This window comes from Streptomyces sp. NPDC046977, from assembly GCF_040644455.1.
GTDB lineage: Bacteria > Actinomycetota > Actinomycetes > Streptomycetales > Streptomycetaceae > Actinacidiphila.
In genome coordinates, this window is record NZ_JBEYWO010000005.1 from 318,258 (window position 1) to 330,920 (window position 12,663).

A 12,663-nucleotide genomic window follows, 5' to 3' on the forward strand; every position below is an offset into this window, starting at 1 on the left:
CGCGTGGGTACCGTTGAGCGGGAGGTGCATGCCCGTGACCGCGCCCGTTCCCGCGCCACAGCCGCAGCTCGCCGGATTCCTGCTGAGCGGCGACCTCGCCCGCCCCGCCCCGCTCACCGTGCGCGATCTGCGCGCCTGGCCCCAGCACGAGGCCCGGGTCAGCTTCGAGTGCGCCACCAGCGGGACGCAGCACCACCGGTTCGAGGGGCCGCTGCTGCACGAGGTGCTGTGCGCCGCGGGCCCCGCCTTCGACCCGGCCCGGCGCAAGGACCGGCTGCGCTTCCTCATCGTCGTCACCGGTGCCGACGGCCACCACGCACTGCTGTCCTGGGGCGAGATCGACCCCGACTTCGGGCGGGCCGCCGTGCTGCTGGCCACCCGCATCGACGGCACACCGCTGGACGGCTCGGGCCCGCAACTGGTGCTCCCCCAGGACCGGTGCGGGGCACGGCACATCAGCGGTATCACCGGTATCCGGGTGGACGGCGGGTACGCGGGCGCCGCGGCGGCCTGATCCCCGTACGATCGGCCGGATGCACGCCCCTGACGCATCCCCTGCCCCTCCCGTCTCGCCCGCCGGTCTCGTCCGCGCCTTCCACACCGCCTTCGGCCTCGACGTCCGCTCCGCCCCCGCCGAGATCTCCCCCGCGCACGCCGCGCACCGCCAGGACCTGCTGGCGGAGGAGGTGGCCGAGGTCGCGGAGGCCTCCGCCGAGGGCTCGCTGCCCCACCTCGCGCACGAGCTGGCCGACGTCGTCTACATCGCGTACGGCACCGCGCTGGTCCACGGCATCGACCTCGACGCCGTGATCGCCGAGGTGCACCGCGCCAACATGTCCAAACTGGGCCCCGACGGGCGTCCGGCGCTGCGCGCCGACGGCAAGGTCCTCAAGGGCGAGCACTACCGCGCCCCGGACGTCGCCGGGGTACTGCGCGCCCAGGGCTGGACGCCGCCCGGGGCCTAGCGCACGGGCCGCGGCGGCGGGGCGGGCGCGGCCTCCCGTGCCGCGGCCGGGCCCTGGTGTCACGCTGGGATAACCAGGGTCGGACCCCGCCGAAGGGAGCGCCATGATCACCACAGACTTCGTCCCCGGTTCGCCGTGCTGGGTGGACCTCGGGGCGCCGGACGTGGATGCCGCGGCCGCCTTCTACGGCGCGGTCTTCGGCTGGGACTTCGAGCGGTTCGCCCTGGAGGACGCCGATTTCGGCCTCTTCCGGCTGCACGGGCGGACGGTGGGCGCGGTCGGCCGGCTCACCGAGGAGGGCGCCCGCCCCGCGTGGATGATCTACTTCCGCGCCCTCGACGTCGAGGTGACCACTTGGGCCGCGATGCGGGCGGGCGCCTCGGTGCGGCGGGAGCCGCACGACGTACAGGACGCCGGCAGGCTGGCGCAGCTCACCGACCCGCTGGGCGCCGAGTTCGCCGTGTGGCAGCCGCGCGGGACCCAGGGCTTCGGCACCGCCGACCTGCCGGGCTCCCTGTGCTGGACCGAGCTGTACACGACGGACGCGGCGGCCGCGAAGGAGTTCTACGGCTCCCTCTTCGGCTGGAAGACCGACGACATGCCGCTGCCCGGCGGCAGCGGGGCCACGTACACCGTGATCACGCCCGCCGGGGAGAGCCAGGAGCGCATGCAGGGCGGGCTGATGGAGATGGCCCCGGAGTTCCTCACGCTGAACGACGGGCGTCCCTACTGGCACCCGGTCTTCGCCGCCGAGAACTGCGACGACGCCGTCGCCCGCGTCACCGGCAACGGCGGTGCGCTCCAGATGGGCCCCGAGGACGCCGAGGGCGTCGGCCGGCTGGCGGTCTGCCTCGACCCGGCCGGTGCGGACTTCGTCCTGCTGACCCCGGCGCCTCCCGCCTGAGCGGCGTCCGGGGGAGAATCGGGGGCATGACGGAGCGCAAACCACCCGGTGTCCCGTTCGAGTCGTGGGTCGACCACCAGATCCGCGACGCCGCCGAACGCGGCGCGTTCGAGGACCTGCCCGGGGCGGGCAGGCCGCTGCCCTCGCTGGACGAGCCCTACGACGAGCTGTGGTGGATCCGGCAGAAGATGGCCCGCGAGGGCCTGAGCCCGCTGCCGCCCGCGCTCGCCCTGCGCAAGGAGGCCGAGGACGCCCTGGCCAAGGCGCGGGAAGCGCCGTCGGAACGCCTCGTCCGGGCCATTCTCGACGGCGTCAACGACAAGATCCGCGCGGCGCTGCGCATGCCGCCGCCCGGTCCGCCGCTCGGGCTGAGGCCGTTCGACGTCGACCAGGTCGTGGCCGAATGGCGGGAGCGGGAGCAGCGCTGACCCGGGTCATTCCGCGGACCGGGCCCCGTCCTCCCGCGCGCGGCGCACTTCCTGCAGCACCCAGGTGTTGCCGTCGGGGTCCGCGAAGTCGGCGAAGGAGTTGTACGGGGTGCGGTCCGGGTCGGCGCCGTCCACCCAGCCGGCCGGCGTCATGTGCCGCACGGCGCTCACGGTGACGCCGCGGGCGGTCAACTCCGCGTGCGCGGCCTCGATGTCGTCGACGACGAGGTGCAGTCCGCGCACCGAGCCGGGCGCCGCGTCGGTGATGCCCTTGCCCACCGCGACCGAGCACGCGGACCCGGGCGGGTCGAGCTGGACGACCCGGAAGTCGTCGCCCGCCCGGTGGTCGACATGCACGGCGAAGCCGAGCTGCTCGCTGTAGAAGGCCTTGGCACGGTCGACGTCCGCGACCGGCAGCAGTACGAGTTCGAGCCTGAGATCCATGGGGCGTCTCCTTCCGTCGGTGCTACGGATCGTGCCACGCGCGCGGGGGGACCCGCGGCCACATCGCCCAACGTCCGTGCCGGCCCGTCCCGGGGAACGGGGGCGCCGCGACCCCGGCGCCGCCGGTGGCTCCGGGCGTCCGCCCGCGCCCGGGTGGCTTCCGCCGGGGCGGCGTTGCGGCGGGCCCCCGGCGTCCGCTGGGTGCTGCTCCGTACCCCTGGACGGCCCGGTGCCGACGGCCTGTTCCGGGCGTCGCCTCCGCGCCGGAGGCGTGGGCCCGGAGTCCCTGGCGGCTTTGGGCCGGGTCGGTGTTCCGGTGGGCCCGGGCTTTCGCGGGCTGCTGCCTCGCACCCCCGGACGGGACGGTCCTGGCGGCCTGTTCCGGCATCGCCTGCACGCCGGAGGCGTGGACCCGGAGTCCCTGGCGGCTTTCCTCCGGGGCGCGGCGGCTTCGGGCGTTCGCAGGTCGCGGACCCGTGCCCGGACGGCACGGTCTTGACGGCCGGGGACCCGTGGGGCCGGTCCGGTACTGCCCGTGCCGGGCATCCTCCCGCGCCTGAGGAGTGGTGAGGCCCGGGGAATTCCGGGTCGCCTTCCGCTGGGCGGGCCGGTGTTCCGGCGGGCCCGGGCGTCCGCAGGGCACGCTGTCCCACGCCCCTGTCGGCTATCGCCCGCGCGCCGGAGGAGTGGTGTGGTCCCGGGATTTCGGGCGGCTTTACGCCGGAAGTGCCGGAGGCCCCGGGTGTGCGCAGACCCGTACCCCGGGCGGCCATCGCCCGCGCGCGGGCCCGAAATCCCGGGCGGGCGGGTCTGCCCGCTGGAGGAGTGGTGTGGCCCCGGAGTCCCCGGCGGCCATCGCCTGCGCCCGGGTCGAGTGGTGACGGCCCGGAACCCCGGGTGGCCCGTCGGGTCGGCATGCCCGAGGCCTCGGGCGCTTGCGGGGTGTCCCGGGCGGCGGTGCAGGGGGTTGCGGGCCGGTGGCGGCGGTGTGCCGTCCGCTCGGGCGGGGCCGGAGGGCCCCCGGTTGCGGGACGGGGTGGGCTGAAAAATAGTCGGAGGATGACAGACCGGGCGCGGGGCGGGTTCCGGGACGGGCTTCGTGCCGTGCGTGCCGGTCTGCCGCGCCGGGCGCGGGAGCTGCGCGGGGGTGCCGAGCGGCGGTTCCCGGTCATCACCCGGCTGGCCGCGCGGCTGCTGACCGTGAATGTCCTCGACGCCGGGACCCGGTTGGCCGCGCAGGTGTTCCTCACCGCCGTGCCGCTGGTCTTCGTCGTCACCTCCCTCGCGCCCGACGACCTGCGCCGCGAGATCTTCGACTCGCTGCAGGAGCTGCTGGGGCTGGACGGCGCGTCGCAACAGCAGCTGAGCCAGTTGGCGGAGGCCGAGGCGGGCAATCTGCGGGAGACGGTCGGCGCGGTGGGCAGCCTCATGGTGCTGCTGTCCGCGACCGCGTGCAGCCGGTCGATGCAGCGGGTGTGCGAACGGGCCTGGCGGTTGCCGAAGTCCGCTGCCCGGATCGCGGTGTGGCGGTGGTTCGCCTGGGTGGTGACGATGCTGGTCGTCGTCTTCCTGCTGGGTCCCCTGCGGGACGCCTTCGGTGCCGGCGAGTGGCTGGGCGTGCCCCTGTCGCTGGCGTGCGGCATCGCCGTGTGGTGGTGGACGCAGCACCTGCTGCTCGGGGGCCGGGTCGGCTGGCGGCGGCTGTTCCCCGGTGCCGTCCTCACCGCGACGGTCCTGGAGGTCGCGTACCTCGCCGCCCCGCTCTACGTTCCCCTGGCCCTCAACCGCAGCCTGGAGGCCTACGGTTCGCTCGGCTCGGTCTTCACGCTGTTGTCCTGCCTCATCGCCGCCTGCGTCGCCGTCGCGGTCTGCATCACCTTCGGCGCCGTCCTCTCCGCCGACGAGCCGCCCGCGGGCGTCAGTGGCGGAGGGCGGCGTCCACGGTCGCCCTGACGGTGCCGGTGAGGTCGCGGTGGCTGCGGGCGGTGGCGTGGGAGTTGCCGTGGGCGGGGACGCCGGGGACGGTGACGACGACCGCGTCGAGCAGCTTGCCGCCGGCGTCGCGGAAGGAGACCTGGACCGTGTAAGTGGCGGGCTTCGCACCGTTGTTGGTGGCGGTGACGGGGACGGTGGCCCGGCCCTTGCCCTGGGCCGTGGCGACGGTGCCGAGGCGGACGTCGGCCTTGGCGTCGACGCCGCCCTTGACGCGGGCGAGTTCCGAGGCCGCCGCGGCGGTCGCCGACGCCAGGGCCTCCCCTCCGCGCGCGGCCAGGGAGGACGCGGCGGAGGCGGCCCGGGACCCGTCGACGGAGGGGAGGCGGCTGCCGTCCGAGCAGCCGCTCACGGCACCTGCCGTGACGGTCAGTACGGCCGCCGCGCACATCGCGCGCCACTGGTTCGCTGGGGTCATCGCCTGCCTCCGTACCGCTTCTGACGCCTCGTATGGCACATACTGCACAATACGGATTAAATGACCGTGGCGCGTGGTCAGGGAGAGGGGGCGAGGAGATGGCGGGCACGGACCCCGAGGGCGACGACCTCGCCGGACTGCGCGCCCGGCTGGCCGCGCTGGAGGCGCGCGAGGCCCCGGCGCCCGCCGGCCGCCGCCGGCACCACCCGGTCAGGGCCTTCTTCTCCGCGCTGCTGATCGTCCTCGCCTGCGTCCTCGTCCCGCTCAGCGCACTCGCCGTCTGGGTGAACTCGCAGATCGGCGACACCGACCGCTACGTTGCCACCGTGGCGCCGCTCGCCTCCGACCGCGACGTCCAGGACGCCGCGGCGAACCGCATCACCGACGCCGTCATGCAGCACATCGACCTCAAGTCCCTGCTGGACGAGGTCGCCCCCGCCGACCGTCCGCGGCTCGACACCCTCCTGGACCGGCTGTCCGGCCCCCTGACCAGCGGCCTGCAGAGCCTGGTGCACAGCACCGCCGAACGGGTCGTGCGCAGCGAGGCCTTCCGGACGCTGTGGGTGGACGCCAACCGCCGTGTCCACGCCACCGTCGACAAGGCCCTCACCGGCCAGGGCGGCGGCGCGGTACGGCTCACCAACGACACCGTCGCGATCGACCTGGCCCCGGTCGTCGACCGGGTCAAGCAGCGGCTGGTCGACGCGGGCGTCACGATCGCCGCGAAGATCCCGGAAGTCCACACCGACTTCACCGTGGTCCGCTCGGAGAAGATCGGGAAGGTCAGGACCGGCTTCCGGCTGCTGCAACTCGTCGGTTTCTGGCTGCCGATCCTCGCGGTCGTCCTGGCCGCGGTGGGCGTGCTGCTCGCCGCGCGCCGCCGCCGCTCCCTGGTCGCCGCGGCGCTCGGTTTCGCCGGGGCCGCCCTGGTGCTCGGCCTGGCCCTGACCGTGTTCCGGACGCTGTACCTGGACGCGCTGCCCGCGAGCGTGTCCCAGCCCGCGGCCGCGACCGTCTACGACACCCTGATCCGCTTCCTGCGCGGAACCGTCCGCGCGGTGATCGTGCTCGGGGTGGTCGTGGCGCTCGGGGCGTGGCTCAGCGGCCCGGGACGGTACGCCGTCCGGGTGCGCGGGGTGTGGGAGTCCGTGCTCGGCGCCGCGGGGGACGCCGCGGAGGGGGCGGGGATGCGGACCGGACCCGTCGGCCCGTGGCTGGCCCGGCACAAGGTCCTGGTCGCCTGGGTCGTCGTCGCGGCGGCGGGGCTCGCGCTCGCCTTCTGGTCGTACCCGACGGGCTGGGTCGTCGTCGGGCTCGCACTGGCCGTCGTCCTCGTCCTCGCCGCGGTCGAGTTCCTGGCCCGTCCCGTGCGGTCATGACATTCGGGCTGGCCCGCCGTCAGGTACGGCCCAAGGTCCCGCTGCTGCACGGCGAGGGCGACAAGTCGCGGCTGACCAGCCTCCAGGGGCTGGCGGCGCTGTCGCTGGACGCGCTCAGCTCGGTGGCGTACGGCCCGGAGTCGATCGTCGTCGTCCTCATCGCGGCGGGCACGGCGGCGCTGTCCGCGACGCTGCCGGTCATGCTGGTCATCGCAGCGCTGCTGGTCGTGCTGGTGATCTCCTACGGGCAGGTCATCGCCGTCCACCCGGACGGCGGCGGGTCCTACGCGGTCGCCAAGAAGGACCTCGGCCGGGGCGTCAGCCTGCTGGCGGCGGCCAGCCTGGTCGTGGACTACGTACTCACCGTCGCCGTCAGCCTGGCCGCCGGCGCGGCCAGTCTCGCGTCCGCCTTCCCGGCGCTGACGCCGTACCTGCTGGAGATCTGCCTGGGCGCCCTCGGCCTGATCACCCTGGTGAACCTGCGGGGTGTCGCGGACAGCGCCCGGGTGCTGATGCTGCCCGCGGTGCTGTTCGTCCTCAGCATCGGCGCGGTCGTCGTCGTGGGCCTGCTGCGTTCGCACCCGGTGGCGGTCGTCGGTACCGCGCAGCCCGTACACGTCACCGAGGCGCTGAGCGTGCTGCTGCTCCTGAAGGCGTTCTCCTCCGGCTGCTCCGCGCTCACCGGTGTGGAGGCCATCGCCAACGCCGTGCCGGCCTTCCGGCCGCCCAAGGTCCGGCGCGCCCAGCGGACCGAGCTGATGCTCGGCGTGCTGCTGGCGCTGATGCTGATCGGGCTCGGTTTCCTGATCCGACGCGACGAGGTGGCCCCGCGCGGCGGGGTGACGATCCTGGCGCAGCTCACCGCCGGTTCCTTCGGGGACGGCTGGCCCTACTACGCGACGAACCTGATCGTGACGTTCGTGCTGGGCCTGGCCGCGAACACCAGCTTCGGCGGGCTGCCCGTGCTGATGAGCCTGCTGGCCCGCGACAACCGGCTGCCGCACGTCTTCGGGCTGCGCGCCGAACGGCCGGTCTACCGCTACGGGGTGGTGGTCCTCGGGCTGGTGGCGGCGGTGCTGCTGATCGTCGTGGACGCCCAGACGCAGCGGCTGATCCCGCTGTACGCGATCGGCGTGTTCATCGGCTTCACCGTCAGCCAGACCGGCCTGGTGCGGCACTGGACCGGGGCCCGGCCGCGCGGCTGGCTGCCCAGGGTGCTGCTCAACGGCCTGGGCGCGGTGCTCACCGCGCTCGCCGGGGTGATCCTGCTGACCAGCAAGTTCCTGGAGGGCGCCTGGATGGTCGTCATCGCGGTGCCGCTGCTGATGCTGCTGTTCGCCCGCATCGAGCGGTACTACGCCCGGGTCCGTGAGGAGCTCAGGCCCGGGCAGATCCCCGACGCCCCGCGGCGCACCGACAGCCTGGTCATCGTGCCGCTGGGCGAGGTCAGCCGGCTCGCCCGGCACGCGCTGACCGCGGCCATGGCGCTCGGCGACGAGGTGGTGGTCGTCGCCGTGCACTGCGACCCCGAGAAGAGCCGCGCCCTGCTGGAGACCTGGGAGCGCTGGCACCCCGGGGTGCGCCTGGACGTCATCGAGAGCCCGCACCGATCCCTGGTGCAGCCGATCCTCGCGTACGTCAAGCGGGCCGCCGCCGGTGGGCGGCAGGTCGCCGTGCTCATCCCGGAGGTCGAGCCCCGGCACCGCCGCTACCGCATCCTGCAGAACCAGCGCGGCATCCTGCTCGCCACCGTCCTGCGGGCCCGCACCGACGTGGTGGTCTGCCTGGTGCCGTACCGCCTCGACATCTGACGGCGGCGGGTGGCCCCGCCGCCCGGCATCCGTACCGTGCCGGGGTACGGCGGCGTGCCCGAGGTGCTGGGGGGCGCGGCCTTCGGCGCGGCGCCGACGCTGCCGCGGACCGCGCTGCAGCACACGCCTGTCGGGCCCCGCCGTGCCGCAGCCCTCCCGGCGCGACGACCTGGCGGTGCTCCGGGCCCGAGGGCGGGCGCCGCATCCTTCCCGCCGGGCCCCTGCGCCTACCATCACCGCCGTGAGAACCGATGCGCACACCGGCGGCCGCGTCCTGGTCGCCGACGACGACGCCGCCATACGCAGGTCCCTGGAGCGGGGGCTGCGGCTCGGCGGCTTCTCGGTGGCCCTGGCCGACGGCGGGCACGCCGCGCTCGGCGCCGTCCGCGAAGGCGCGCCCGACGTGGTCGTGCTCGACATCTCCATGCCGGACCTCAGCGGGATCGAGGTCTGCCGGACGCTGCGGGCGGAGCACAATGAGGTCCCCGTGCTGATGCTCTCCGCCCTCGACGAGCTCGCCGACCGGGTCGCCGGACTCCAGGCGGGCGGCGACGACTACCTGGTCAAGCCGTTCGCCCTGGAGGAGCTGGTACTGCGGCTGCACGCCCTGCTGCGCCGCCGCCCGCCCGCGCCCTCCGGCACGGTGCGGGCCGGCGGCCTGCTCGTCGACCCGGCGACCCGGCAGGCCCGCCTGGACGGGCAGCCGCTGGCGCTCACCCGGCGCGAGTTCGAACTGCTGGAGGTCCTGGCCCGCAACGCGGGACTGGTGATGACCCGCGACCAGCTGCTCGACCGCGTCTGGGGCTACGACTTCGACGTGCGCACCGACGCCGTCGACACCTTCGTCAGCTACCTGCGGCGCAAGCTCGAGGCCGGCGGCCGCCCGCGCATCCTCCACACGGTGCGGGGCGTCGGCTTCGTCCTGCGTGACGACCGCGAGGGCGGCCGGCCATGAGGCTGTCGACACGGGTCGCCCTCGCCGTGGGCGCGGTGGTGCCGCTGCTCGTGCTGGCCTCCGGCGCGCTGCTCATCCGGCTCGTCGCCTCGGACCTGCACGCCCAGCAGGACGCGCACCTGCGGGAGCGGGCCGCGGCGGTCGCACCGGACGCCCGGGCCCTGCTGCGGGTCGCCGCGGCCGACCGCCCCGCCGCCGAACAGGCCCGCAGCCGACGGCTGTTCGCCTCGGCGCTCGACGTCGGCATCCGGCTCACCGGCCCGGACGGCACCGTCGAGGGCGGCCCGCTGCCCGCCGCGTCGGTCGCGCTGCCCGCCGCCGCGTCCCGCCCCGTCACGGTCGGCGCCGGGGGCGTGCGCTGGCGCGTGCTGTCGCGGCCGGTGGCCGGCTCGCGCAAGGCGGCCGCCGGCACGCTGTGGGTCTTCTCGCCCGACGCGGCGACCGAGGCCCAACTGCGGCGGGTCCGCCTGCGTGTGCTGACCGTCGCCCTGCTCGCCGCGCCCCTGTCCGGACTGCTGGCCTGGGCCGCCGCCGGCCGGGCCGTACGACCGCTGCGCCGGCTCCAGCAGCGCGCGGGCGGACTCGACCCGCGGGTCAGCGCGGCCCGCCTGGAGCACACCCCGACCCGGCTCACCGAGGTCGACGACCTGGCGCGCACCCTGCAGACGGTGCTGTCCCGCTACGACGAGCAGGCCGCCCGGACCGGCGAAGCCCTCGCCACCGCCCGCTCGTTCGCGGCCACCGCCTCCCACGAACTGCGCAACCCGCTGATGAGCATCGGCACCAACCTCGACATCCTGACCCGGTACCCCGACCTGCCCGGCGGCGACCGCGCCGAGGTGCTGGCCGACCTGCGCGCCGAACACGCCCGCGTGCTCGGCCTGCTGGTGATGCTGCGCGCCCTCGCCCAGGGCGACCTGGTCGAGGAGGACACCTTCGTGCCGGTCGACGCGGGCGAACTCGTGGACGCCGCGGTCGCCGGACTGCGCCGCCACCACCCCGAGGCCCGGGTGAGCGTCACCACCGCCCCGGGGCTGCTCGTGCACGGCTGGGAACAGGGGCTGCGCTCCCTCACCGACAACCTGCTGACCAACGCGCTCGTCCACGGCCGCCCGGCGAGCGGCCCGCCCGCCGTCGAGGTCGTCCTGCGGCGCAGCCGCGACAAGCGGGCCCCGGCGGTCGTCCTCACCGTCGACGACCACGGCCCCGGCGTCCCGCCCGGGGCCCGCGCGGCGGTCTTCGAACGCTTCCACCACCGCCCCGGCAGCCCCGGTTCCGGACTCGGACTGACCCTGGTCGCCCAGCAGATCGCCCTCCACCGCGGCACGGTCGCCATCGCGGACCGCCCCGACGGCCGACCCGGCGCGCGCTTCGAGATACGGCTGCCGCTCAGCGGGGTCCGGGGCGGCGAGCCGACGCTGCCGCTGCTGCGCCGCGACTGGCTGTCGGCCCGACGGCCCGAGGAGCCACAAGGTTTCCACAAAGACGCTCCCTAGCTTTCCGGTCCGAGGGGCGTGCTCCGCGTCCCCGCGACCCGAAGGAGGACGTCATGCGACGCCGTACCACCGCCGTGGCCCTCGCCACCGTCGTCACCGTGCTGGGACTCGCCGCCCCGGCCGGCGCCGCCACCGCCGCGCCGGGCCCGAAGGGCGACGGGGCCAAGGCGCTGTGCAAGCGCGCCGACCGGATCGACGCCCGCATCGACCGGGCGCTGAAGCGGCTGAACGGGCCGGTCACGCAGCGCGGTTCGGTCAAGCGCCTCCAGCAGCGCGTCGACAACGCCAAGGCGGCCGGCCACACGGAGATCGAGACCTACCTCAACGACCGGCTCACCTTCCGCACCTCCCTGGTGCCGACGCTGCAGCAGCGGCGCACGGACCTGGCCAAGGTCCAGGACTGGTGCGCCGCGCACCACGACGGCGCCGCCTCGTGACCCGCCGCCGCGCCGCCGCCCTGGCCGTCGCCGCCGCGGCCTGCGCCGCCCTGCTGACGGCCTGCGGGCCGTCCGGCAGCGCCGCGCCCGCCCCGGCCGGCGGCCCCGTCTCCGTCGCCCCGGTCCCCTCCGACCTCAGCCGGATCGTGGACGACGCCGAGAGCGCGGCCGCCCGCGCGGACGCCGACGCGGCCCGCGGGGACGGCTGATCAGGCCGGGTCGAACAGGGCGCTCACCGATTCGCCGTCGTGGATCCGGCGCACGGCCTCGGCCAGCGCCGGCGCCACGGACAGCACCGTCAGCTTCGCCGTGCGCTGCGCCTCGGGCACGGGCACGGTGTCGGTGCACACGATCTCCAGCACGTCCGGCTCGTCCGACAGGCGCTTGAGGGCGCCCGCCGCGAACAGGCCGTGCGTGCAGGCGACGCGAATCGAGCGGGCGCCCAGTTCCCGCAGCCGTTCCAGCAGTTCCAGCACCGTGCTGCCCTTGGCGATCTCGTCGTCCAGGACGATCACGTCCCGCCCGGCGATGTCGCCGATCACCGCGCTGATGCTCACCCGGTCGTCGGCGAAGCGCTGCTTGGCCCCGGCCGCGACCGGCACACCCAGCATCCGGGCGAACGCGGCCGCCTCCTTGGCGTTGCCCAGGTCCGGTGAGACGACCGTGGCACGGGACAGGTCGTACCCGCGGAAGTGCGCGGCCAGTTCGCGCAGCGCGTGCAGATGGTCGACGGGCACGCTGAAGAAGCCGTGCACCTGCGGGGAGTGCAGCGTCATGGCGAGCACGCGGCTCGCGCCCGCCGCGACCAGCAGATCGGCGACCAGACGCCCCCCGATGGAGATGCGGGGGGCGTCCTTCTTGTCGGACCGCGCGTAGGAGTAGTGCGGCATCACCACGGTGATCCGGGCCGCGGACGCGCCCCGCGCGGCGTCGCACATCAACAGCAGCTCCACCAGGTGCTCCTGGACGGGCGCCACCAGCGGCTGGATCAGGAAGACGTCCCGCTCGCGGCAGTTGGCCTGCAACTGCACCTCCAGGCAGTCGTTGGCGAACCGGCTGACCCGCGCCGGGCTGAGCTTCACCCCCAGGTGGGCGCAGAGTTCGGAGGCGAGTTGAGGATGGGCACTGCCGCTGAAGACCGCGATGTCGCGCACGCTGCGCATCCTACGGGCGGTCCTTGCGGAACCGGCGCCTGACGGCCGCCCGCCAGGGGTGAATCGGGGGCGCGAGGGCCGGCTGCGCGCCGGGCGGTCGTCACGGGCACAGCATCGTGCGGGACGGGCGCCTCCGTCATGTGGATTTCGCCCGGGGCCACGGCTGCCGGGCCGGTCGGAGGAGGGGGCACCCCGGCGCCCCCGCCCCGGGGGTCACCTGGGGATTCGCGTAGGCTGCGGCTGCTGTGCCCGCCCGAATCCGCCGAGTTGCGAGGTGTTC

At 75.1% G+C, this 12,663-nt stretch carries 14 protein-coding genes; 11 read left to right on the forward strand and 3 right to left on the reverse strand.

Features of this window, described 5'->3' with window-relative positions; translation table 11 throughout:
* Window positions 1-28 precede the first annotated feature (28 nt).
* The 4 genes from ABZ883_RS10730 (at window position 29) to ABZ883_RS10745 (ending at window position 2,297) form a co-directional block, all read left to right on the forward strand.
* Window positions 29-514, forward strand: coding sequence for a molybdopterin-dependent oxidoreductase (locus tag ABZ883_RS10730; protein ID WP_360904862.1), 486 nt, complete (start codon window positions 29-31; stop codon window positions 512-514).
* A gap of 19 nt (window positions 515-533) precedes the next feature.
* Complete coding sequence (locus ABZ883_RS10735; protein ID WP_360904865.1) at window positions 534-965, forward strand: MazG nucleotide pyrophosphohydrolase domain-containing protein; 432 nt, start codon at window positions 534-536, stop codon at window positions 963-965.
* 103 nt (window positions 966-1,068) lie between these two features.
* Window positions 1,069-1,869 carry a VOC family protein gene (locus tag ABZ883_RS10740; RefSeq protein WP_360904868.1) on the forward strand — a complete coding sequence of 267 codons (801 nt, stop codon included), beginning with the start codon at window positions 1,069-1,071 and terminating at the stop codon, window positions 1,867-1,869.
* Between the two features lie 26 nt (window positions 1,870-1,895).
* Window positions 1,896-2,297: a DUF1992 domain-containing protein gene (locus tag ABZ883_RS10745; RefSeq protein ID WP_360904871.1), complete on the forward strand. Its 402-nt coding sequence runs from the start codon at window positions 1,896-1,898 to the stop codon at window positions 2,295-2,297.
* 6 nt (window positions 2,298-2,303) lie between these two features.
* On the opposite strand, the gene ABZ883_RS10750 is transcribed toward ABZ883_RS10745, so the two are convergent.
* On the reverse strand, window positions 2,304-2,741 hold the full coding sequence (locus tag ABZ883_RS10750; protein WP_360904874.1) for a glyoxalase superfamily protein: 438 nt from the start codon (window positions 2,739-2,741) through the stop codon (window positions 2,304-2,306).
* A 1,059-nt stretch (window positions 2,742-3,800) separates the two neighbouring features.
* Between ABZ883_RS10750 and ABZ883_RS10755 the strand changes: the two genes are divergently transcribed.
* A complete protein-coding gene (locus ABZ883_RS10755) occupies window positions 3,801-4,694 on the forward strand; it encodes a YhjD/YihY/BrkB family envelope integrity protein (protein WP_360904877.1) in 894 nt (297 codons plus the stop codon).
* Here the strand turns inward: ABZ883_RS10755 and ABZ883_RS10760 are convergent.
* Window positions 4,660-5,151 (reverse strand): hypothetical protein, encoded by a 492-nt coding sequence (locus ABZ883_RS10760; RefSeq protein ID WP_360904880.1) that lies wholly within the window; start codon window positions 5,149-5,151, stop codon window positions 4,660-4,662. The genes ABZ883_RS10755 and ABZ883_RS10760 overlap by 35 nt on opposite strands.
* A 98-nt stretch (window positions 5,152-5,249) precedes the next feature.
* On the opposite strand from ABZ883_RS10760, the gene ABZ883_RS10765 reads away from it, so the two are divergent.
* The 6 genes from ABZ883_RS10765 to ABZ883_RS10790 all read left to right on the forward strand — a co-directional run bounded on the left by ABZ883_RS10765 (window position 5,250) and on the right by ABZ883_RS10790 (window position 11,438).
* Window positions 5,250-6,530, forward strand: coding sequence for a hypothetical protein (locus ABZ883_RS10765; RefSeq protein WP_360904883.1), 1,281 nt, complete (start codon window positions 5,250-5,252; stop codon window positions 6,528-6,530).
* Entirely contained in the window at window positions 6,527-8,341 is a 1,815-nt protein-coding gene (locus ABZ883_RS10770) for an APC family permease (protein ID WP_360904885.1), read from the forward strand. The genes ABZ883_RS10765 and ABZ883_RS10770 overlap by 4 nt, the downstream gene beginning before the upstream one ends.
* Before the next feature lie 241 nt (window positions 8,342-8,582).
* Complete coding sequence (locus tag ABZ883_RS10775; protein ID WP_360904888.1) at window positions 8,583-9,296, forward strand: response regulator transcription factor; 714 nt, start codon at window positions 8,583-8,585, stop codon at window positions 9,294-9,296.
* Window positions 9,293-10,792 (forward strand): HAMP domain-containing sensor histidine kinase, encoded by a 1,500-nt coding sequence (locus tag ABZ883_RS10780; protein WP_360904891.1) that lies wholly within the window; start codon window positions 9,293-9,295, stop codon window positions 10,790-10,792. Before ABZ883_RS10775 ends, ABZ883_RS10780 begins: the two co-directional genes overlap by 4 nt.
* Before the next feature lie 53 nt (window positions 10,793-10,845).
* Complete coding sequence (locus tag ABZ883_RS10785; protein WP_360904894.1) at window positions 10,846-11,229, forward strand: hypothetical protein; 384 nt, start codon at window positions 10,846-10,848, stop codon at window positions 11,227-11,229.
* Window positions 11,226-11,438, forward strand: a complete 213-nt coding sequence (locus ABZ883_RS10790; protein ID WP_360904897.1) for a hypothetical protein — start codon at window positions 11,226-11,228, stop codon at window positions 11,436-11,438. The genes ABZ883_RS10785 and ABZ883_RS10790 overlap by 4 nt, the downstream gene beginning before the upstream one ends.
* On the opposite strand, the gene ABZ883_RS10795 is transcribed toward ABZ883_RS10790, so the two are convergent.
* Window positions 11,439-12,383 (reverse strand): ribose-phosphate pyrophosphokinase, encoded by a 945-nt coding sequence (locus ABZ883_RS10795; protein WP_360904900.1) that lies wholly within the window; start codon window positions 12,381-12,383, stop codon window positions 11,439-11,441.
* Window positions 12,384-12,663 lie beyond the last annotated feature (280 nt).

What these genes read in the sequence shown, in the direction of transcription:
- ABZ883_RS10730 (WP_360904862.1), top strand. Translation starts at nt 29, where the DNA reads ATGCCCGTGACCGCGCCCGTTCCCGCGCCACAGCCGCAGCTCGCCGGA.
- ABZ883_RS10735 (WP_360904865.1), top strand. Translation starts at nt 534, where the DNA reads ATGCACGCCCCTGACGCATCCCCTGCCCCTCCCGTCTCGCCCGCCGGT.
- ABZ883_RS10740 (WP_360904868.1), top strand. Translation starts at nt 1,069, where the DNA reads ATGATCACCACAGACTTCGTCCCCGGTTCGCCGTGCTGGGTGGACCTC.
- ABZ883_RS10745 (WP_360904871.1), top strand. Translation starts at nt 1,896, where the DNA reads ATGACGGAGCGCAAACCACCCGGTGTCCCGTTCGAGTCGTGGGTCGAC.
- ABZ883_RS10750 (WP_360904874.1), bottom strand. Translation starts at nt 2,741, where the DNA reads ATGGATCTCAGGCTCGAACTCGTACTGCTGCCGGTCGCGGACGTCGAC.
- ABZ883_RS10755 (WP_360904877.1), top strand. Translation starts at nt 3,801, where the DNA reads ATGACAGACCGGGCGCGGGGCGGGTTCCGGGACGGGCTTCGTGCCGTG.
- ABZ883_RS10760 (WP_360904880.1), bottom strand. Translation starts at nt 5,151, where the DNA reads ATGACCCCAGCGAACCAGTGGCGCGCGATGTGCGCGGCGGCCGTACTG.
- ABZ883_RS10765 (WP_360904883.1), top strand. Translation starts at nt 5,250, where the DNA reads ATGGCGGGCACGGACCCCGAGGGCGACGACCTCGCCGGACTGCGCGCC.
- ABZ883_RS10770 (WP_360904885.1), top strand. Translation starts at nt 6,527, where the DNA reads ATGACATTCGGGCTGGCCCGCCGTCAGGTACGGCCCAAGGTCCCGCTG.
- ABZ883_RS10780 (WP_360904891.1), top strand. Translation starts at nt 9,293, where the DNA reads ATGAGGCTGTCGACACGGGTCGCCCTCGCCGTGGGCGCGGTGGTGCCG.
- ABZ883_RS10785 (WP_360904894.1), top strand. Translation starts at nt 10,846, where the DNA reads ATGCGACGCCGTACCACCGCCGTGGCCCTCGCCACCGTCGTCACCGTG.